We start from the raw sequence: 21086 nt of genomic DNA, 5'->3' as shown, positions 1-21086 counted from the left end.
CTAGACTCTTCTTGAATTCCTATCTGGATCAAAGCCTATATCTTAACAATGCCCTTCTCATCGGCAGATTTTGCCGGTTGAGAGCGGCTTATACAGGCATTGGGCCTCAAAGCGACAATGTGGTACACCAGACACAACACAACAATTCCCAGCGGAATTTCAGCCCCGGTCAGCGGCTGCGGGATCCTGTCGATAGAAAAGTTTCATCGTTTCATATAATTCTGGTGAGTACTCTTGCATCTGAAGGGGTTGCTCAAAGAAGTGTTCGGAGCAGACCGCAAAAAACTCGGCCGGATTGGTGGCCGCGTAGGGATTTATGAAGCGGGAATGTCCGTGCCTGAGTTGATCCACCAGGTCGTCATATTCCCGCGTCATCACCTCGCCCCAGTGCTGGTAGGCTTCTTCACTGTTTAAGGGAGGGGTGCCATTCATTTCACGATCGATGGCGTCATAGTAGTGGGCGAATTCATGAAAGACGACGTTTTCGCCGTCATCAGGGATCTCAGCTCCTTCAAGTACATTCGCCCAGGACAGAACAATCGGCCCCTGATTCCAGGCCTCTCCCAGCCGGAAAGAAGTGCCTTCCGTCATGACACCAATTGAGTTCACCAGTGTCTCTTTCGCGACATAGGTATCGGGGTACACCAGCACTGTCGCCAGTCGATCAAAACAGTCGCTGGCAAAACCAACCGTCAACAGACAGGCCTGGCCTGCAATCAGTAACTGAACTTCTTCAGTAATCTCGAAGCCGTTGCAACCCTCCCAGTACTTCTCCTGAATAAAAATCTGCACACGCTGATAGTGCAGCTCTCGCTGTTCAGGGGAAAGTCGAGACAACTGCGACACATGCTGATCCAGAAAGGTTTTCCAGTGCTCAGGCATCGGTGAGGCCAGAATCTTGCGACGTCGACGATTACGCCACCACGTCAGTAACATATTTCCAGTTCCTCACTCGCTGATTTCAATACCACTGCTGTTCGACCACAGGCACATCTATGAGCATTATAGTACTCAGCCCCTGTTGTTCCTGTGACTTTTATCGATTTCCGAGAGGACCTGATTCGAGTAAACACCGCAGAGATTGGAAAAAATCACAAAAAAGCCGAAACAGCCTCTGTTCAGTGCCCGGAATTCCCGGTTCCCGGCCTCAATATTGAATACGTACGCCAAACGTGGCAGAATTGTCAGTGCAGAAGTTATCGCTGCCCGCAATCATTTAAGACCTTCAACATGAATTGAAACCAGTTATGCAAACACTCGCTCGCCTGTTACTCATCACTGCTGCAATCTGCTTTCTGAGTTCCGCGCCGGTCCGTTCTTTCGCGGCCGCCCCTGAAAAGCCAAACATCATCTTCATTATGGCCGACGATCTGGGCTACGGCGATCTGGGCTGCTACGGACAGAAGAAGATCCAGACGCCCCGCATCGACCAGATGGCAGCTGACGGGATGAAGTTCACCCAAATGTATGCCGGCAGTACCGTGTGTGCCCCTTCGCGTTGTGTTCTGATGACCGGTCGGCACATGGGACACACCCGTGTGCGCGGCAATACCTGGGTCAAGGAAAACCAGTCACTGAAGGACAAGGACTTCACAGTCGCCGAACTGCTGAAAAAAGCAGGTTACACGACGGCACTGACGGGGAAATGGGGCATCGGTGAGGAAGGCACAGCGGGAGTTCCCAACAAGCAGGGCTTTGACTATTTCTATGGCTACCTGAACCAGCACAACGCCCACAACTACTATCCTGAGTTCCTCTGGAAGAATGACAAGAAAGTCGCCCTGCGAAACGTCGTTGATCCGAGCACCATTTCCAAAGGCCCGACCGGCAAAGACCGACTGGGCGGCGTGGCCACGAAAAAAGTGGACTATTCCCACGACCTGATCATGGAGGAAGCTCTGGGGTTCATCGACCGCAGCGCACAAAATCCTTTCTTTCTCTACGTCGCACTTACAATTCCCCATGCCAACAACGAAGCAGGCAGAAAAGTCGGCGATGGTCAGGAAGTCCCCGACTATGGCATCTATAAGGAGAAAGACTGGACCAAACAGAATAAAGGTCAGGCAGCCATGATCACCCGCATGGACACGGGTGTGGGTCAGATCCTGGATCGACTGAAGGCATTGAATATCGATCAGAATACGCTGGTTATCTTCACCTCTGATAACGGTCACCACCGCGAGGGGGGCAATGACCCGGAATTCTTCGACGCCAACGGGCCACTCCGCGGCATGAAACGCGATCTGTATGAGGGGGGAGTTCGGGTGCCCTTCATCGCTTACTGGCCCGGTACGACGCCCGCAGGCAGCGTTTCAGACCACATCGGCTACTTCGGCGACCTGATGGCCACCGCGGCCGACCTGGCCGACGTCCCCTGCCCTGAGGGGCTGGACAGTGTAAGCATCGCCCCCACCCTGGAAGGCAAACCTGACGAGCAGAAAGAGCACGATTTCCTGTACTGGGAATTCTATGAACGGGGTGGGAAGCAGGCAGTCCGCTGGGGCGAATGGAAAGCCGTTCGCATGCCCATTTTCAAAGGCAAAACCCAACTGTTCAACCTCGAAGAAGACCTGGGCGAAGGCACTGATCTGGCAGCGAAACATCCAGATCTCGTCAAGAAGCTGGAAGCCATGATGGACTCCGCCCACAGCTCTGATCCACTTTGGAAACCGAGTGGCAAACCAGCCAAGAAGCAACCAGCCCCCGGCGATGGTAAGCAGCGGTTCTAATATCACCGCAAGCAACAGAAATAAATATAAGCAGACTGTGCATGCAGTCTGCTTTTTTTATGCCTGCATCATTCTTCGCTCAGCATTGAAAATGCCATCTGAGATTATTCCAGATTCCTTCCAGCAGACTCACAATCAGAACGTAGTTGTTGCAGACAGGAAAGAATTCAGACAGGGAAAGTCGTCCACCAGATCCCAGTTGGAAAGGAAGCGATGATGTGCTTTACCATCGATCAGGTTGAAGAACCGGAAGAAACCCAGCGAACAGCCCCCAGCCAAGAATTGACTGGCATATCAAACCCCACAGTTTTCAAGGACTTCCGAACATCCCCACTGCCATGCGATTTTAATCTATCGATCAGGGAAAGACATAATTCGTAACGTGTACCAGGGCTGAGCGGCCAGTCCCACAGTCATAGTAGGCGGTCGCTGAAGCGGACACGTTGAAAAAAGAAACTCCAAACAGCGAACTGCAGAATCCCTGTACGGGCATCGTTGCCTGAGCAATCACTGCTGGTAGACCTCCACCAGCTCCGGTGAAAAAAGCCTGGGAGATGCCATCATCTCCACCGGTATTGACGAAGACGGATGACGCGGTGGATGTGGTCATGGAAACGGAATTATAAAAAGTGATGGTCGCGATGACACCATCTGCTCCCCAGGCATCACCATCATTACTACCTGAAAACGCGGGTGGATTCAGATTGTTGGTTGAAACACCAAAGTGAAAGTAATCTGTCGTAGCTGGCACACCTGTAGATGTAAATGAGCCTGGGGCAAAATTCAGCCTGACCGTCTGATACCTTCCAGCTTGCCCTGCCACCAGGTCTTCAAATGCAAAACAGATATCACCATTTCCGTTCGGGCAGTCCCAGTCTGGATTCATACCACCACTGGAAGGGGCCGGGTCTAATCCCTGATAATCACCAACCGTCTGAGAGACCGCAGGATTCTGTCCCGAATTAAAATAGGGACGTTGCGTTACATTATTGACGCCGGAGGTGGGTAAGGTGAAGGCAATCGACTGAATTTCCAGATTGGCGCCTCCGTCATTGAATATGACTTCGATTTCATCTGGCGTCACATTAGCCCCTGCAGAAGGTTTTGTGATCGTGATAGTCACATCACCAGCAGCACATCCCCCCTGGCCATTTGAATTGAAGGTTATTGGCGACACAGTTGAATCCAGTGCGCCAAAGACGAGGTTGCCGCTGGTAGTTGCATTCTGATTCGGAGGATTTCCCGGTCCATAATTGGTGGAAAAAGGAACCGTCGCTCCCAGAACAGGATTAGCATCGACGTAAGCCACCCCGACATTTCTTGCAAGCAGAGTTGCATCACTTCCACTCGCCCCCCATTGTCGGGCAGCGGCCAGGGCAGCAGAGTCCATTGTATTATTCAGCTCAACTTGAGCCTGCCATAATGAAGCAAACTCCAGTGTTACACAGAAGAACGTCAGAAACATGGACCCCCAGAGAATCAGCCAGAGTACGGCGATCCCCCGTCTGTTTTTCTGGGTCTTCTGACTAGTGTGAATACTCTGCATCGGAACTCAATCAGTATTTTGGGAATGCTGTTATGCTGCCAGTGTCGAGTGGACCACAATCATAACTCATGCATGTAGGTCGTAGATTCTTCAACTATATAATTCTGAGTAGAGAAACCCAGACTGGACAGGAAGTCGGGAATGTTGTTGCCTAGTCGCACACAAACGGTTGTTCTTACCGATTGATCCAACGATGTACCTGCGACTGCAGGCAAAGCTGTCGCGGGTGGGTCACAATCACAATTTGCCGCCGCTGGTGTTGGGTCAGCAACGGTGAGTTCAATCCCCTCCTCTGTATCTACGTTATACTCCAGAATCACCCGGCAACTCCCATCAGGAAGTCCTCCGGTGTAGAGGATATTGTCAACGCCTGTCTTCAGGGGGCCATTCGGTCCTGTATTTAACGCAGCCAGCGAACCTGAAGCCGTTTCAGAAGCAATTTTCGCTGCATACCGACTGGCAAACGCAGTTTGCTCAATCGCTGTGTAAATCAATGAGATCTGCACGATTGACAGCATGATGATCAGAAACGCAGGAGCGGTCAGTATCAGTTCCAGCACGACAGCACCGGAACGTTGCTTCTCGCGGACCCTTGTATGTTTACTGTTCTTATACACAGTGCGACACCAATATCAGTTCATTTTACATCAGTAAGATCTGTCAGCAAACTTGACGTTGCATTATTAGTTTGGCAAGCAATTTGCGTTCCCTTGTACTTAGTGATTGCACATCTCCCTGGATTCACCAGAGAAACAGCGGAGCTTGCAGAATTTGAGTTGTTTTAAACAAAAACAAATGTCAGTCCAACGATAACTGACATGAACATTGATAACCATACTTAGCAAGCGCCAAGCGAATGTCTCCATTCGTTAACACTTTGCCCAATACAAAGTACGTCAGATGAATCACAGTGAGATCTCAACCCGGAAAACAGATCGAGCTTACCGGCTACATTACTCTAAAAGCCGCCGGGGCTCGGTGCTGCTGGAGTTCATCCTCGCATTTCCGATCATCCTGATCCTCTCTCTGGCAATTCTTGAGTTCGGCTTTTATGCCATGTTACAGCAAACCATCACTACAGCCACGATTGAGGGTGCTCGAAAGGCTGCCCAGGTCGGTTCAACAACCACGGCTGTCGGAAATCTGATTCAGGACTATGTCGCCCTCAATTCATTAACATTGGCTGTCGGATCGCAGCCGGCTGCTTCCAATCAGGGGGATGTACTGGTCTCCATAGAGGATGGAAGTGCCGCTCTCACACAGACAATTGGCAATTCAGACATCCCCTGCTCTCCTGTCGGACCAGCTCCTAATGCCGATCAGATCAAGGTTACGGTTTGTGTCAATTTAACCAATACGAATGGTAAATTCCCACTCCCGGACCTCTTGTCTTCTTTTGGCTTTTCCTTATCCGGAAAACAGCTTGAAATCAGCGCGATGACCAGTTTAGAGTAACAGACAAAACGTCTTGTACACTCTCTCACTGTTTCTGCTGGACGAGTTCGACAGCCAAATTCGCGAGTCTTCCCCAACATGAATGAGATCGCCACCGGATTACTCATCTGGCTGCTCAAAATCCTGGGAGCATATCTCGCAGTGATGATTGTGCTAACTCTTATTCTGAAAAACTGGAAGAAACGTTCCAGGCAGAAAGCAGAAGAGCTCGAAGAGGAAGCGAAAAAACGCTGGAATCGCTCGGACCGCAGGTAGTCAAAACGAATCTATTGAGCGAACGGCAAGGGGAAATTTTGCCGGATCGAACCCACACCGCCCTGAGACCCACGGGGCCAGCGATTCGTCGCGTTATTATTATTCGTCGGCCCGCCTCGCATGACGTTATTCAGAAATGTCTTCAGGGAGCCATCGAGCAGCGGGTTCGACTTGATATCCACAATCGGATTCGATGTCGTGCCCCGCAGTTCCACCCGGATCCAGCCACTGGTTGCATGCCCGATCAGCTGGGTAATCGCCGGTAGAGGCAGCTGCCTGCGGGTCAGCTGGGAAAACAGATCAACTTTCAGTCGACCATCGAAATGGGCTTCTCCCGCCTGGCCGTACAGGCTGATCGCATTCCCTTTCAACTCGATGTACTTCAGATGAAACGTCTGGTTCGAAACGGTGAAGTCACAAAACGCGGAATCAAAGGCCGTCTTGTCGGGTTGTGCCAGACGCACCACTTTGAAGATCTGGGCAATCGGCGGCAGCTCATAAATGGCCGCCGGACTGATCTGTAATTGTCCCTGCCCTTTCAGATCGGATTTATTAGAACCGCGTCCCCAGAGCTGGATCCAGCCATTCATGACGCCCCGCAACTGGGATTGCCCCGGCATATAACGGGCCGCGTACTCTTCCAGCAGTCCCCGATGCAGTTCGATCTGCATGTTGTAAGTCGGCACTGTAGTCAGCTCAATATCCCCCATGCAGGTAATCACCCCGCGAATCGCCTTGGCGGTAATCGGTTGCTTGGCATTGATCTGAGGCAGACTGACCGACTGCATCTGCTCGCGGCGGATCTGCCGTGAGCCGACAGTCAGCTGGGTATCGTTAATTTCGAACGGCCCTTTGATCTCGGTCAGATGATAGCCCAGGATGAAAGCCGAATCGAGATCCAGGTCACCGGTCAGTTGCAAATGAGTTCCGTCCCAGGTCCCCTTCGAATGAACCTTGCCATAAACTTTCGTGATATCGACGCCTGCTGTCACACTGTTCTCAGCCAGGTAAGTATCCATCCCCCAGGCAGCGGTCACCGCAGTCCCCTGCTGCTGCGAACCACGAAACTCGATCCACCCACTCGCCGAAATTGGTCGTTGGATATTGAGAGTATTCAGTGCAGACCCCATCGCTTCCGGCAAAGCAGACTGAAAAGACCGATCTGCGGAGATATCATCGATGTTCATATTCTCCATCTTAAAACGCCAGTCCCCCTGCGGCGTAATCTCGGCGAATGCATCGCCGATCCCAATCCTGGTCTCATCATGTTTTCCGGAGATCGACTTCATAACCACAACACTATTGCCGGTCCCAGGATCGACTTCGTAACTCCATTGCGCATTGAGGTTGTCGATCGGATAGGGGAAGTCTTTGAGATTCAGACTCCCATTCCACCATTTTGCCTGGGGAATGCTGATCTGCGCCGGCAGTCCCCGTTGCCAGGATATATCGGTCGTCAAATTCAGCTTACCGGTCGGAGACAGATCCCCCCACAGCTTCTGCAGTGAATCGGGCAGTGCCAGTCGCAGATTGGAATCACAGGTTGCATTCTGTGCAGCGACCTTCAGCTTCAGCTTCCCATCACTGTCAAAACGGTCGTAAGTTCCCTGTGCAGAGAGTTGTGCATTGCCGTGCCTCCCCTGTAACTGCGAAAAGTAAACTCGACCGGTATTACTGGAATAAGAAACCTCGCCTTTCAAATCGGTCACGCGATAGGGAAAGATCCGATACTGGAGCGCGCCGCCCTCTTCCATTTTGGCCCGCAGATCCACCTGAATCGGCTGATTCAGAGCCGGCGCCCGCGTCAGCTTGACATGGGCATTGAGTTTCCCCTGTAGTTCGAGTTCATCTAAGACTGTCTTGATTCCATCAGGACAGGCTGCCTGCAGCGAGGCATCAATGGGGACACCATAAGATATCACATCAATATCCATTTTTGATGCCGGGCCGGGATGCTGCACAAATCCCTTGGCTGTTACGGAACGATCCCCGGCCATACCACTGAAATCCAGATTGAGTATATCCGGCTCCAACTGCCTCATCTCTCCCTTGATGTGGTCGACTCGATACGGAAAATGCACCGGGACGATCGCACCATCATGGACGGTAACCTTCAGGTTCTGTATGCGCCATTTCCCGTTTCCCGGATAACTCAGATCGACATCCAGGTTAACATTCCCGCTGGGACGCAGGGTGTCGTAGGTTCGGGCCAGCCCTCCCGTCAGGCGGCTTCGCAGACGTTCGTCCAGGGGAAGCTGACGTGTCTGAAAAGAGAACATACTCTGATTTAAAGGAGCCCCCTTCTGCGAAAATCGCTTGCGGAAGTAATAGTCTCCCCCGAGGGCAAAGCTGGTTTCTCCGTTGTGGGCCTGTAAATTCTGAACCTGCAGCCTCTCGTTATCAATCAGGACTTTACCCACAATATTACGTAAAGGAAACGGGAGCAGCGGATGCTTGAATTTGCCCTCGCGCAAATGCGTGAGTACCTGAAACTGCGGCGCCTCTTCTCTGCGCAAACGGGACAGGCTGAACTGGATATCCATCTGCGCGCTGATTCCCAGATCGTACATCCCCGTCGACTGATTGGGCTGCAGCTGCAGAGACGGAAAGGCTTTCTTCAGTCTTGATTCCAACTCCGGAGAAATCCCGGTCGCCAACCTTACCAGGTCTGGACCAAATTCCAGCTGACTCCACTTTCCGGAGACCGAACCCAGTTTCGAATCCAGATCCCAGTAACCGGCAATCTCCAGTTTCCCCGCCTGGGGAATCGAAGTATGGCCCTCGATTTCATAGCGACTCGCGCCGGAAGGAATCAGACGCAAGTCCAGATTCTGCAGCGTGATGACTGTGGGAACATTCTCTGGACCGTGCTCAAACTTGAGTGACAGGCTCCCCCGCTCAATGATCAACTCGGGCAGCGGGTTGTCACTCTTTATCGGTTCCGGCAGGCCTTCCCAGTTCCAGGTCCCGTCCGCCATGCGTACCAGTACCAGTTGTGGACGATTGAGCACAATCTTTTGCACGTCTATCAGTTGATGCCTGGCCATTTTTTCCTGGTTCAGCGTCACGACCACTTCAGGCAGATCAATGATCGTATCCTGATGATTGACCGTCTGTATCCGGCAACCTTCAATTCGCACTCGTCGACGAAAATCAAACTGAGCCCGGTCGATATCAATCATCAGCCCCGGCACGTGGTTCTCGATTTTCTCGAGGATCCCGGCTTTGATCATGTCGTCACTGCGCATCCACAGATAGTACCCGTAGCTCCCGCCGGTAATTACCAGCGAGATCAGGATCAGCAGACACCATTGAAAGGTTTTACGAACAACCATGACACTTCAAAACCGGATCAGATCCTCACGGATCATGATTTGATTTTCTCCTTGTTTAATCTGCCTCCCACCAGGGCAGTCACCCCGATGGCAGACAGGATATACAGACTGTATTCTGCAGGCAGCCGATATCGCAGCGAACTGACAAACACCATGTGAATCAGTGAAAAATATAAAATCGGCCCTAGCGTAATCAGTAACAGCAGCCCCTGCTGGCGTGATATCCAGATACCGTAGCCAGCCAGCAGTAACACCGGCAGAAAGACCACTGAGACGGCAGCCATCATCCACCACGAACGAAACTGCGGTGCGTTGGGCCACGGCTTCCAGTAACGCAGCAACTTGGCTCCCATCAGTTGAATCACATGACCGGGATGCTGGCGCGCATATTCCACCGCCTGTTGTGTGTAGTAGCGATTCATTTCGTACTCACTCATTTTCAGCATCACTCGATCTCGATCGAAAAAAGTCATATCACTGTCGCCGGTCGCCTGAGGATTTAAACCGTCGTACAGACTGGGTCCCGACCAGAGTGATGTCAGGACAAAGTGTCCCGTGACCTGATAGTTACGGTACACCCAGGGCACCAGCATCACAGTAAAGCCCAGTATCAATACGGCAGCCCGTTCCAGCGCACGGACCCGTTGCCCTTTTGCTCTCCAGATCATCAGGGCGACGATGATCGGCAGAGTTAACAGCCAGCCTGGTCGGACATAAAAAGCCGCTGCCAGGGAAACTCCCGCCAGCACAGACCAGAGACAGCCCTGCAAACGATCATGGTCTCCCCATTTCACGTTTCCTAATTTGACCAGTACCCACAGCGAAAACAGCATCGTAACCGCGAACACCGTTTCGCTTAAAAACAAAACACTGAACCCGGCCATGACCGGAGAGACTGCTGTCAGCCCGGCGGCGATGAGTCCTGTTGTTTCATTGGTGAGTTCTTTTCCCAGTAAATAAACGAGATAACAGGCAGCCACACCGGTCAGCGCCAGGAACAGCCGCACGCGAAAATGATCTTCGCCTGCGACAGACATCGCACCGGCCAGAACCAGCGGAAACCCGGGCATCCGCAGTACACGTCGCGGAGGGGTATAAATCGAATACTCCTCACCATGCACGATCGTTTGCGCCAGTCTCCAGTAACCGTCTGCATCCCCTTCGATCACGTATGTTCGTTCAGGTTGTTGATCTAATTGGCGCTGAACGTAAACCGCCAGTCCGCACCTTATCAGAGCGGATATCAGTAAAATCAATATCAATATATACTTAGGCCGTTTTGATTCCGGCATCTTGTTCCCTGCCACTTGTGAAATGTGGGAATAGTACGATTACACGTCTATCAGGGTCAATTCCAATATAGCTGCCCTGTCATCGCGGGGGCGATTCATCTCATTTTCCCATTAGTGAAATCACATATTTCAGAGCCGGGCACTGTACAGATTCCGTAATGAAAGGAACCCGTAAAATGGAATTCCTCTCATCCATACTTCCCATCTTGACTCAGATCTGGTTTTCTCTTAAGGTCCCCGCTCCTCTCTCTCAAATCTTGCAGTTTTGCACATATTCCACTCCTATCACTAAGCCTGTCTAACCTCGGCTGAGGGAAACTATGCGCTATTTAAAATTCTCCGTACTCTCAGGCATCGCACTGTTCGCAGTCGGTATGTTTTTCCTTTCACAGACCATTCAGGGTTTCCTGGGTTCTGATGACTCTGCGGAACAGGTCGCCAGTGAATTGGAACTGGAAGCAACGCTCTCCGAATCAGCGCCCTTCCCTGACCTGAATCTCGATTTTCCAGCCGGCGAACTCCCCGACATCGACAACGACAAACAGGCTGCCGCCCCACCTGCGCCTCTCGCAACAGCTCAGGCAAAAGCAGCGCCGACCGAGGACCAACTCCCCGGAGCCTCGGAGTCGAATCAGGAAATCTTCCCCGGACTGAATATTCTGATGCTGACCCAGACCACACGAGAACAGCGCACCCGGCTACTTGAAGAACTCTTGAAGCTCGACGCCGATCTGGTCCAGCAGGTCGTCCAGAACAGCAATTCCCGGAAGCCGCCCCAGGCCAATATCAGGACTGTCCAGCAGGTCGCGATGACCGGCCCTGCCACCACAAATGCCGTCTCTGCTGACTTTGCCCAACCGGGGCAACAGACGCCACCAATGGATTCCGCGGTACTCATTCAAAAAGACACTCCCACACAGATCATTGCCAGCTATCGTGGCGTCACTCTGAAAACCCAGGGAAAACCACTCCAGAGCGGCAGACTCCATCAGAAAATTCAGGTCGTCCCCCAGCATGCAAATCTGCTGTTCTCCTCAACCGTCTTAAGTCAAAACCTGGTTGCCCTGGACCTGCCGGCTGAACTTCCCCCGCCCGAAACCAGCGCCGCCACACCAGTAATCAAACTGGCCCAGATGGGAGAATTCCAACCTGCAGAAATCATTAAACTCACAGGCGCTGGACTGGTGGTCGGATTGAATGGGACCGGCGATCAGAACATTCCCCCCGAAGCCATCCGGGCTTTAAAATCATCGATTGCTGCGATGAAGATTAACCTGCAGGATATTAAATCCCCCCTGCAGGCTGGCAATATCGCCAATGTCTCCATCACGGTTTACATCCCCAGCCAGGGTGTCCAGCCGGGACAACAGGTGGAATGTTATGTCAACGCGAACCAGCCGGAAGTCAATTTAACCGGCGGCTACCTGCTGCCGACAGCGGTCGCCGTAGAGGGTTCAAATCAGAAAAAGGTCGACGCGCTGATTGTCGGTCCTGTCCGTACCGATCGCAGCCGTAACCAGGCTCAGGGATTAATCGAAAATGGAGCCCAGATCCGTTCAGCCATCACTCCTCGACTGGTCACCGGCCAGGGCATTCCGCATCTGAAATTCTTCCTGAATGCCTCGCTGTATGATCCCCAGACCGGTCGGCTGGTTGTGCAACAGATCAATCGCTTCCTGGCAGCCAATATGGTCAATACCTCAAAAGCCATGCTGCAGTCCTCGGGACTCGTCATGATCTCACTGCCCGATGCGAATCCCAACTATGCTCAGCAGCTGGCAACACAGTTGTTAAATGTCGAGATTCCCCAGCAGTCCCCCAACAGTTCTGACCAGCGGCCGGAAGTCATCATTGATACAGCAACAGCCCGTATCGAGACACGCGGCACCGTCTTCCTGCAACCGGCACGGCTTCAGTTTCCGGACCTGATGCTGGAAATTTCTCCGAACTCCCGAGGCAGCGCCACTCGTCTGGATGATCTACTGGCACTCTGTCAACAGTTACAGTTACCACGTCAGCAACAGGTATCCCTGGTGAGAACACTTCAGCAACAGGCAAAAATCCAGGCGAACTATCACGAGCAATAAGAAGTCCCTTGTCTCTACTGGTTCGTACTGAGAAAATAGAGGGAGCAGACCACCAGCGGGGCTGGTCTGCACGCCCCGGTTCAGATCCGGCCGTCATTCAGAAATGAACCTCAGCCCTCATGCTTGCCGACCTCTCAGCGTCCGAACTACTCTCACTCTTCTATTTCAGCACCCCGGTTGTGTTACTGGCATTGCTCTGGAGCTGGGAAAGCTGGGCTGCCTTCAAACCATTCCGCGGAGAGAACCGTTACCGTCACGCCTTTTACAACCTTTCCCTGGCAGTATTGAATTCTCTGCTGCTCGGACTGCTGTTTGGCTCGACCGTAGAGGCAACCTCGGCCTGGACGCTGCAGCATCAATGGGGGCTGCTCCACCAGTTGCCACTCTCTCCCTTCTGGCAGACTTTGTGCGCGATTCTGCTCCTGGATGCCTGGATGTTCTGCTGGCACTGGATGAATCACCGCATCCCGGTTCTCTGGCGGTTTCATCGCATGCACCACAGCGATCCTGACATGGACGTCTCCACCGCCACCCGCTTCCACTGGGGTGAACTGGGAATTTCCACTCTCCTGCGTCTGATGTTGATTCCACTGCTGGGCCTGCAGTCCTGGCAACTCGTTCTATATGGCATTCTGGTTTTCCTCTCAACGCAACTGCACCATGCGAACATTTCGCTGGGACGGGTAGATCGTTTCTACCGCTGGCTGTTTGTCTCTCCAGACATGCATAAAATTCACCACTCGCGGCTGCCGCAGGAAACAAACTCGAATTATTCCACCATCTTCTCCCTCTGGGATCGACTGGCCCGTACCTACCGCATGCGCCTGGACCTGACGACCATCGACTTCGGTTTACCCCACTTTGATCAGCCCCAGTGGCAGACCCTGCTTGGCATGTGGAAGACTCCCTTCAGCAGGCCGCCGGTTCTGCCCGGTGAACAGGATCAACAGGCAGAAATGATTGACTGATCGCTAAAGTCGGTGTCAACTTGCCTGTTTCCCCACATATTTAGTTTTACTTGATTCTGGGATTCTCAAGAATCCCTCTAGGCAAAGAGATCCAGACAGGGTATACTTCTGCGTGACTTCAAGGTGCTTCTCTCGAATGAACTGAGGGAACAACCATGTCACCCTGGTCAGAACAAAGCGAGTAACGATCTACAGAAATAGATTCGTTTTCTGACCTGTGAGGGTCTTAATACAGAGCTGGAACCTCTTGTAACCCTCTCTACTGTGCGAGCTTACCCGTCGCACACTCCTGCTGCCAACCTCGGTTGTGTTGACCGCTGTCGAAAGCTGCCGCGTCGTTGTGGACGCATTGAATTCCGTGATTTTCTTGTTTGTCCGGAGTTCCCACAGAAGCGACGTTTGCTTTTGGTACCGCTGGTCCCAACCCGCCTAACCTGAGCGAAACTGGAAGAGCCAGGTATTTTCCTCCGCTCTCCAGCAAGTCCCGTCGATTTGCACTGTCGCCGACCGGTTCAGCTGATCTCCTCCCACGGAACATCACCTGCAGCCCCTTTAAAATACATTCGGTCTAACATTAGACTAAAACAGGCCCTGCCCTTGATTGAATACTGCCAACCACAGATTCACTTGCACAACACACCGACGGGCCTGCAACATTTCCCTAAGGAAAACCATTGAAAACATTCAAAGAGATTGAATTGATCGCCCCAGTCCAACGAGCACTGGTCGAAGAAAATTATGAAACCCCGACGCCTATCCAGGCGCAAACCATTCCCTCCGCACTCGAAGGACACGATATTCTGGGATGTGCGCAGACAGGAACGGGAAAAACAGCCGCTCTGGCCTTACCCATACTCAATCATCTGGGAAAAGAGAATCGCAAAGCCAGGCCCTATCGTCCACAGGCTCTGGTACTGGCCCCCACCCGGGAGCTGGCCATTCAGATCGGTGACAGTTTTGCCGCATACGGCAGACACCTCAAGCTGCGGCACCTGCTGATTTATGGTGGTGTCAGCCAGAAAAACCAGGTCAAAGGTCTGAGTCGTGGCGCTCACATCGTAGTCGCTACGCCAGGACGTCTGCTGGACTTAATGAACCAGGGAGAAATCCATCTGGACCAGCTGGAACTTTTCGTCCTGGACGAAGCCGATCGCATGCTCGACATGGGCTTTCTGCCGGACCTGAAGAAGATTATCAGTCAACTGCCGGAAAAACGTCAGTCACTGTTCTTCTCAGCCACCCTGGCTCCCAAAATTAAGGAGTTGGCTCAACGCCTGCTGAAAAATCCAGTCAGTGTGAATGTCACTCCTCAAAAGACCAGTGTCAAAAAAATCCAGCAACAACTGATCTACGTGGAACGGAACGGAAAGCAGTCTCTGCTGCAGAATATTCTGGCCGACTCCGCCGTGGATCGTGCCCTGGTCTTCATGCGAACCAAGCGTACTGCCAACATGCTGTCAAAACGTCTCGCGCAGATCGGCATCCGCTCATCTGCCATCCATGGGAATAAATCACAGTCGGCCCGCCAGCAGGCACTCGAAGCTTTCCGCAGCCGCAAAATCCAGGTGCTCGTCGCTACCGATGTCGCGGCCCGGGGAATCGATATCGAAGGCATCACTCACGTGATCAACTTCGATCTACCGGTTGAACCGGAAGCTTACGTGCATCGCATCGGCCGAACTGGACGCGCAGGGGCAGAGGGAATCGCCATCTCCTTCTGCAGCGATAACGAACGAGGCGAACTGCGGGCCATCGAAAAACTGATCGGCCACAAAGTTCCCGTCTCCAAAGAACACCGGGCTCCTCGTGCTCAGAAGAATAAAGCTGATGCCCTGCCAGACTCTACGCCCCGACAGCGGAGCAATGGGAAAAACAGACACACTGTGGAAGGAACAGAAACGACTTCGCGAAACCGCTTTCGACGCAAGAAAGCTGCGAAGACAGCCGCGAGTAAACTACAACAGGAACCTAAACGCACAAAATGGCGTCGCCTCAAGCCGCGTGCCAGTCAATCAAGTTAGTCACTTGCCTCTTGCAGGTGCAGCGTTTCATTTTCAATTTCAAGGAGATACATTATCGCTAAAAACAGGAACACTTATGCCAAGCGTCAACGAGAAGCAGAGAAAAAAGCGAAAGCAGAAGCCAAACGGGTACGCCGGAATCAATTGAAGCAAAGTGGTCCGTTAAGTTCTCCGGTTCTCCTACCGGATAACGAATCTGAATTCCTGAATGATTCAGAATAACTCCAGGCCCGTTAATTAGACGACGACAGCCTGAATCAACTCGAACACTCTTGCAGTCTGGGGACGCGAATGTTTCACCTCTCCCGGATTGTAACATTTTTTAAAAGTACTGGATGAATATCATGTCAGAAGGAACCATCAAACGACTCACAGACAAAGGCTTTGGCTTCATTGAAGACGGCACAGGGAAAGATGTTTTCTTTCACAGCTCTTCACTGTCAGACACCAACTATGATGAGCTCTCAGAAGGTCAAAAGGTCTCGTTCAATATTGGACAGGGCCCCAAGGGACCACGCGCTGAAAACGTGCGTGTACTCTAAAACAGTCTGAAGACTGAGACGAAAGCCTCATTCAAATGACAAACAGCACCGCAGGCATTTCGCCGGCGGTGCTGTTTTTTTGTGTCACGATTGTCAGTGAATACTCAGAGCAAAGGAGCTTAAAACTCGCCCAAAACCTGACCATCTTTTTTGTTCCCGAGGTTCTGGAAGGTCCCACGGTCAATGTTGGAAGAGATGAACCGCACGGCCCCATCGGCCAGCAGAGCATGCACGCCCCCCACATGATAGCTGCGGGCAAAGTTATACTTGGTCCCGGTATTCACGACGCAAGGCGAATGTGGGAATGTGGTTGACTTACAGGCATAGTTCTGGTCGGCAACCGGTGTATTGGGGGTCTCGCGGGTTGTGAAAGTCATCTCACCGTGAGCACCACCGATACCGTAACATCCCGGGCAACCCCAGTAGGTTGTCGAAGCAGTGTTTCCGCGAATGATGATCTCCGAAACCATAATCGTATTCGAAGAGCCATCCTTCAGGTCACGAATCTTAGTATTCGAGTTATCAGAGAATACTCCATTCAGGTTGGCCCCTGTTGTCGTCGCCTCATTGCCTGCGCAACCGATATAACTACCCTGCGAACGCCCCAAAGAATCGGCATTTCCCGGAGTGGAAGGATCCGAGGGGCACAGGTAGACTGGAACCACGGCTTTATAAATTTCCGGGTCCGTCACCAGATGCACGTGGCTTGCCGTATTAGCGGAGTACTTATTGTATAACGGGGCCTGGTCTACAAAGGGCAGAATCTGATGTGCCCAGGTATCACGCCAGTGATAAGTGCCGTAAGGAGCAGATGAATTGTAGTTTCCGGTCCTGACTTCCATATGACCGTAAGGAAACAGGCGATGCGTATCGTGATAGTTGTGCAGTGCGATACCGATCTGCTTCAGATTATTCTTACAGGTCGACCGGCGGGCCGCTTCACGTGCCTGTTGCACAGCGGGCAACAACAGTGCGATGAGAATCGCAATAATAGCGATTACAACCAACAACTCAATGAGGGTAAATCCTCGCTTGGGAGACGTAGACATTCAAACTCCTGTAACTCGGTAGGACAAGACAGTTCAATAACAACTGGATTGATAAATCGGTAAGTGAGTCTGCCTGGCAGGATGTCTGGAATAGACCTCGGCAGGGTGGGCGCTCCAACTCGTAACTAACAATTGCTAAGTATTTCTCACGAATGAGGCTTTGACAAGCTCAGTCCAGCATGGATGCTGCAGGAATTCAGAATTCTTCTGTACACATTCAGAGAAAACCAACTGTCTCATTCGCTTCAAGCTGAGATCAACGTTTGATTTCGGTCACCCTGAGACAACAGTCCACCGGACAGACATCATGGTTCGGCCCCAATGGTCCCAAAGCGGGTCGCTCATCTGTACCGCTGATGCGTTCCTCGATCAATTCGCGAATCATGGTGATAAAGCGGGGATGGACTCCCACTGTTTTTGCCCGGGCGACATGGATGCCGACTTCACTGCCGACCTGTTTCGCCTCTGTGTCCAGATCGAACAGCACTTCCATGTGGTCGGAAACAAAGCCGATCGGAATAATAACGACATCCTGAACCTCTCCCTGCTGCCCCAGCTCGGTGATGAAATCACAGATATCGGGTTCCAGCCAGGGTTGATGTGGCGGACCACTGCGGCTCTGGTATACCAGGTGCCAGGGGTGCGTTCCCAATCGTTCACTCACCAGCTGAGCAGCGTCTTTCAGCTGGGTTTCATAGCGACAGCCCGCAGCCATCGCGAGAGGGATACTGTGTGCAGAAAACAGTATTGTCGCCTGTTCCCGGCGTTCTTCCGGGATCTCGGCCAGTGCTTCCCGGGCGCGATCAACGGTGGCCTCGATAAATCCGGGATGATTAAAGAACATCCGCAGCTTATCGACTTCGGGAGCCCCATCCCCAACCGCTTCCTGAGCCCGCTGGATATCTTCCCGGTACTGCCGACAGCCCGAATACGAGCTGAATGCCGAGGTGAAGAAGCCCAGAGCCCGCTGAATGCCATCCTGTTTCATCTGTTCCAGCGTATCCGTCAGCAGCGGATGCCAGTTCCGGTTTCCCCAGTAGATGGGGAGTTTAGGCCCGTTCGCAGCCAGTTCCTCTTCGAGTGCCGCGATCAGGGCACGATTCTGTCCGTTGATCGGACTCACGCCACCGAATTGCTGGTAATGCTCCGCGACCTCCAGCATCCGCTCCCGGGGGACATTCTTGCCCCTGAGCACATTTTCCAGAAAGGGAATCACATCGTCAGGCCCTTCCGGCCCCCCGAAGGAAACTACCAGAATCGCGTCATATTCGTTATTCATTCAGGATGTCTCTACTGGTCTGGTTGGCTAATCACTCATCGGTCGCTGCTGAACCGATGGCCTGTCTTTCCTGCTATCAATCTCATCATAGCAACTTCTCTCCGTTGTAGTCAGCCTGCATCAGATGACTACTCCCGTTCCCACAAGAATTGTCTCGACTCTCCCTGTTTTGTCCCTCTCTCCAGTTCATTCCGCTGTCCCCAGCATGCCGCTTCCCGATTTTCATCCAGCTGAATTCCCTGTTGCTTTTTGGCAACAAAATCGCACATCACTCAGGAGCGGTCTGCCCAATATTTCGATTCTGCCGGATAGTAGATCAACTGTGGGTAGCAGCCTGAGTATTTCCCTGCTGCCACAGAAAATTACTCGCTCTACATCAACTTCGATGGATATATATAAGCATACCCGCCGCGTATCACAAACTGTTCAAAACCATAACAGGTACTCCTGGATGAACTCACCCTCTGTTCTCAGCGCGGTGGAACCGGTCGAAGTATGCACGGCATCTGATTCGTCGCGGTCCTCAGCACCCCGTTTTTACTATATGGACTCCATGCGATCCATCCTGATGATGCTGGGAGTCGTCCTGCATGGGGCATTGATTTACTCTGCCACAGATCACTGGATCGTCTCAGATTCCCATAACTCGATCTTCTTTTCGCTGCTCGATTCGGTCATACACGTATTCCGGATGCCAACGTTCTTCATCATTGCCGGCTTTTTCTCGATGATGAGCCTGCAGAAATACGGGATTAAAGTCTTTACCCAGGTCCGGCTCGTTCGCATTGTCGTCCCCCTGTTAAGCACAGCGTTGATCGTCAATACGCTGGAGCTTTATTTCCGCACGACCGTACTGCACCACGAGCCGATGTCGTTGGGGCACTTCCTGGCCCGGGTTCTGCCACAACTCTGGCTGAGTGGACAGTGGGTCTCACACCTCTGGTTCCTGCTGACGCTCCTCCAGTTCTTCGCCGTTGGGATCAGCCTGTTTCTGCTCGCCGGCTATCTGCCGAAATGGACGCAGATGCGTCCGCTGGTCGCTGGTATTCGTAAAAACTGTTATTTCCTGCTGCTGATCCCCTGCGCCGATCTCGTGTGGAATGTTGCTGCCAAAATCGCTCCGAATATCTTTCACGGCTCCCTCTGCTGTGGGCTGTTGAATCTGGAAGACTTCATCACCTTCCTCCCCTACTTCCTGCTGGGACTCTGGTTATTCAAGGACAAAACACTCCAGGACGAATTCCATCGTATCGCCCGCTGGGAGTGGGGCATGCTGCCTCTGGCGGTTCTCGTGCATTACCTGGAAGAGAATGCCCATGGTTTTAATACAGAAAGCCTGCTCCGCATCTATTCCTTCGGCGTCATTTGTGCCCTCGCCAGTCATATCTGTTATGTTCTGTTTTACCGGTTCATGAACCGGGACTCGCGTGTTTTCCGCTATCTCTCAGATGCTTCCTATTCGATCTACCTGTTCCACCATATCTGCGTGGTGATCTTTGGGTATCTGTTGCTTAGTTCCACGATTGCCATCGGTTACAAATTTCTGGCAGTGGAAATCGCCACGTTTGCGGTCACACTCTCTCTGCACCATTTTCTGATTTTAAGGATCCCGGTCCTGCGGTTTCTGTTTAATGGAAAAAAGACTGCCCGCTCCTGAAACAGGTTTCACCCTGTCCCTGCCCGGTCGGATTGCCTAAAATGATTTCAGTCGCTTAGAATATGACAGACTGCTTTCATTCAGGCACTTTCGTAAAGGGATTTTACTCCAATGACGTTTTCACAACTGCCTCAGCTGGCACTCGTTGTCTTATCGATCGCTACCCTCTTCACACTGCTCACCGCCTGTGAAAATTCCATCTCCAAAGAAGACCGCCCCGTCGCGATCGCCGAAGAACAGCCCCAATCGGAAGTGAAAATGGTTGCCCACGAAGCAGATGACGGTCTGGAAGTCGTCACCCTCGGCTCAGGCTGTTTCTGGTGTACGGAGGCGGTTTTCCGTGAACTCAAAGGGGTCAAGTCTGCCGTCTCCGGCTATTCGGGAGGCGCGGTCCCCAACCCGACTTACAAAGCCGTCTGTACCGGCACCACCGGTCACGCAGAGGTCATTCAGGTCACCTTTGATCCTGAAGTGATCCCCTTCACTGACATCCTGAAAGTCTTCTGGGAAACTCATGACCCGACCACGCTTAACCGCCAGGGAGCAGACGTGGGAACACAGTATCGCTCCGCTGTCTTCTATCACAATGAGAAGCAGAAAGAAGAAGCGACAGCTTATAAGAAACAACTCGATGAATCAGGACAATTCAAAAGTCCCATCGTCACTGAAATCACCGAGTTCCAGAAATTCTATCCCGCGGAAGACTACCATCAGGACTATTTCAAACTGAATCCGAACCAGCAGTACTGCCAGTTCGTGATCCGTCCCAAACTGGAAAAGTTCCGCAGCAAGTTCGGTGAGAAACTGAAGTCCGCAGAGAACACCAAAGAGAAGTCAGAATAATCTACTCTGACAATGAGACAACTTGACG

At 52.2% G+C, this 21086-nt stretch carries 16 protein-coding genes; 9 read left to right on the top strand and 7 right to left on the bottom strand.

Going from position 1 to position 21086, the window contains the following annotated elements; genetic code table 11:
• Positions 1-159: 159 nt before the first annotated feature.
• A complete protein-coding gene (locus HG66A1_RS06590) occupies positions 160-936 on the bottom strand; it encodes a zinc-dependent peptidase (protein WP_145037754.1) in 777 nt (258 codons plus the stop codon).
• Positions 937-1247: 311 nt separating this feature from the next.
• On the opposite strand from HG66A1_RS06590, the gene HG66A1_RS06585 reads away from it, so the two are divergent.
• Positions 1248-2729, top strand: a complete 1482-nt coding sequence (locus tag HG66A1_RS06585) for an arylsulfatase (protein ID WP_145181398.1) — start codon at positions 1248-1250, stop codon at positions 2727-2729.
• Between the two features lie 358 nt (positions 2730-3087).
• Here HG66A1_RS06585 and HG66A1_RS06580 read toward each other — a convergent pair whose 3' ends face one another.
• Together HG66A1_RS06580 and HG66A1_RS06575 are read right to left on the bottom strand one after the other, a co-directional pair.
• Positions 3088-4275 (bottom strand): TadE/TadG family type IV pilus assembly protein, encoded by a 1188-nt coding sequence (locus HG66A1_RS06580; protein WP_145181397.1) that lies wholly within the window; start codon positions 4273-4275, stop codon positions 3088-3090.
• Positions 4276-4334: 59 nt separating this feature from the next.
• Positions 4335-4892, bottom strand: a complete 558-nt coding sequence (locus tag HG66A1_RS06575) for a TadE/TadG family type IV pilus assembly protein (protein ID WP_145181396.1) — start codon at positions 4890-4892, stop codon at positions 4335-4337.
• 283 nt (positions 4893-5175) lie between these two features.
• Between HG66A1_RS06575 and HG66A1_RS06570 the strand changes: the two genes are divergently transcribed.
• The gene (locus HG66A1_RS06570; RefSeq protein WP_145181395.1) at positions 5176-5730 is read left to right on the top strand and encodes a TadE/TadG family type IV pilus assembly protein; all 555 of its coding nucleotides are present in this window, start codon (positions 5176-5178) and stop codon (positions 5728-5730) included.
• A gap of 78 nt (positions 5731-5808) precedes the next feature.
• Positions 5809-5985 (top strand): hypothetical protein, encoded by a 177-nt coding sequence (locus HG66A1_RS31865; protein WP_197993850.1) that lies wholly within the window; start codon positions 5809-5811, stop codon positions 5983-5985.
• Between the two features lie 11 nt (positions 5986-5996).
• On the opposite strand, the gene HG66A1_RS06565 is transcribed toward HG66A1_RS31865, so the two are convergent.
• Positions 5997-9320 (bottom strand): hypothetical protein, encoded by a 3324-nt coding sequence (locus HG66A1_RS06565; RefSeq protein ID WP_145181394.1) that lies wholly within the window; start codon positions 9318-9320, stop codon positions 5997-5999.
• Between the two features lie 32 nt (positions 9321-9352).
• On the bottom strand, positions 9353-10489 hold the full coding sequence (locus HG66A1_RS06560) for an ArnT family glycosyltransferase (RefSeq protein WP_197997007.1): 1137 nt from the start codon (positions 10487-10489) through the stop codon (positions 9353-9355).
• Between the two features lie 443 nt (positions 10490-10932).
• On the opposite strand from HG66A1_RS06560, the gene HG66A1_RS06555 reads away from it, so the two are divergent.
• The 4 genes from HG66A1_RS06555 (at position 10933) to HG66A1_RS06540 (ending at position 16230) form a co-directional block, all read left to right on the top strand.
• Positions 10933-12699, top strand: a complete 1767-nt coding sequence (locus tag HG66A1_RS06555) for a flagellar basal body P-ring protein FlgI (protein WP_145181392.1) — start codon at positions 10933-10935, stop codon at positions 12697-12699.
• A 119-nt stretch (positions 12700-12818) separates the two neighbouring features.
• A complete protein-coding gene (locus HG66A1_RS06550) occupies positions 12819-13667 on the top strand; it encodes a sterol desaturase family protein (protein ID WP_145181391.1) in 849 nt (282 codons plus the stop codon).
• 674 nt (positions 13668-14341) lie between these two features.
• Positions 14342-15688 (top strand): DEAD/DEAH box helicase, encoded by a 1347-nt coding sequence (locus HG66A1_RS06545; RefSeq protein WP_145181390.1) that lies wholly within the window; start codon positions 14342-14344, stop codon positions 15686-15688.
• A 344-nt stretch (positions 15689-16032) separates the two neighbouring features.
• Positions 16033-16230 (top strand): cold-shock protein, encoded by a 198-nt coding sequence (locus HG66A1_RS06540; protein ID WP_145181389.1) that lies wholly within the window; start codon positions 16033-16035, stop codon positions 16228-16230.
• Positions 16231-16349: 119 nt separating this feature from the next.
• Here the strand turns inward: HG66A1_RS06540 and HG66A1_RS06535 are convergent, their stop codons facing one another.
• Positions 16350-17279, bottom strand: coding sequence for a DUF1559 domain-containing protein (locus HG66A1_RS06535; protein WP_145181388.1), 930 nt, complete (start codon positions 17277-17279; stop codon positions 16350-16352).
• Between the two features lie 256 nt (positions 17280-17535).
• Positions 17536-18558, bottom strand: coding sequence for a ferrochelatase (locus HG66A1_RS06530; RefSeq protein WP_145181387.1), 1023 nt, complete (start codon positions 18556-18558; stop codon positions 17536-17538).
• A 451-nt stretch (positions 18559-19009) separates the two neighbouring features.
• Here HG66A1_RS06530 and HG66A1_RS06525 point away from each other — a divergent pair, with 451 nt between their 5' ends.
• Together HG66A1_RS06525 and msrA are read left to right on the top strand one after the other, a co-directional pair.
• Entirely contained in the window at positions 19010-20215 is a 1206-nt protein-coding gene (locus HG66A1_RS06525) for an acyltransferase family protein (protein WP_197997006.1), read from the top strand.
• Positions 20216-20326: 111 nt separating this feature from the next.
• Entirely contained in the window at positions 20327-21058 is a 732-nt protein-coding gene (gene msrA, locus HG66A1_RS06520; protein WP_145181385.1) for a peptide-methionine (S)-S-oxide reductase MsrA, read from the top strand.
• Positions 21059-21086: the final 28 nt, after the last annotated feature.

Source organism: Gimesia chilikensis, from assembly GCF_007744075.1.
Lineage (GTDB): Bacteria > Planctomycetota > Planctomycetia > Planctomycetales > Planctomycetaceae > Gimesia > Gimesia chilikensis_A.
The sequence above is the reverse complement of the archived record's forward strand: the minus strand, read 5'-3'. Positions and strand labels throughout refer to the sequence as shown.

What these genes read in the sequence shown, in the direction of transcription:
- HG66A1_RS06525 (WP_197997006.1), top strand. Translation starts at nt 19,010, where the DNA reads ATGAACTCACCCTCTGTTCTCAGCGCGGTGGAACCGGTCGAAGTATGC.
- HG66A1_RS31865 (WP_197993850.1), top strand. Translation starts at nt 5,809, where the DNA reads ATGAATGAGATCGCCACCGGATTACTCATCTGGCTGCTCAAAATCCTG.
- HG66A1_RS06535 (WP_145181388.1), bottom strand. Translation starts at nt 17,279, where the DNA reads ATGTCTACGTCTCCCAAGCGAGGATTTACCCTCATTGAGTTGTTGGTT.
- HG66A1_RS06540 (WP_145181389.1), top strand. Translation starts at nt 16,033, where the DNA reads ATGTCAGAAGGAACCATCAAACGACTCACAGACAAAGGCTTTGGCTTC.
- HG66A1_RS06555 (WP_145181392.1), top strand. Translation starts at nt 10,933, where the DNA reads ATGCGCTATTTAAAATTCTCCGTACTCTCAGGCATCGCACTGTTCGCA.
- HG66A1_RS06580 (WP_145181397.1), bottom strand. Translation starts at nt 4,275, where the DNA reads ATGCAGAGTATTCACACTAGTCAGAAGACCCAGAAAAACAGACGGGGG.
- HG66A1_RS06590 (WP_145037754.1), bottom strand. Translation starts at nt 936, where the DNA reads ATGTTACTGACGTGGTGGCGTAATCGTCGACGTCGCAAGATTCTGGCC.
- HG66A1_RS06530 (WP_145181387.1), bottom strand. Translation starts at nt 18,558, where the DNA reads ATGAATAACGAATATGACGCGATTCTGGTAGTTTCCTTCGGGGGGCCG.
- msrA (WP_145181385.1), top strand. Translation starts at nt 20,327, where the DNA reads ATGACGTTTTCACAACTGCCTCAGCTGGCACTCGTTGTCTTATCGATC.
- HG66A1_RS06565 (WP_145181394.1), bottom strand. Translation starts at nt 9,320, where the DNA reads ATGGTTGTTCGTAAAACCTTTCAATGGTGTCTGCTGATCCTGATCTCG.
- HG66A1_RS06570 (WP_145181395.1), top strand. Translation starts at nt 5,176, where the DNA reads ATGAATCACAGTGAGATCTCAACCCGGAAAACAGATCGAGCTTACCGG.
- HG66A1_RS06585 (WP_145181398.1), top strand. Translation starts at nt 1,248, where the DNA reads ATGCAAACACTCGCTCGCCTGTTACTCATCACTGCTGCAATCTGCTTT.
- HG66A1_RS06550 (WP_145181391.1), top strand. Translation starts at nt 12,819, where the DNA reads ATGCTTGCCGACCTCTCAGCGTCCGAACTACTCTCACTCTTCTATTTC.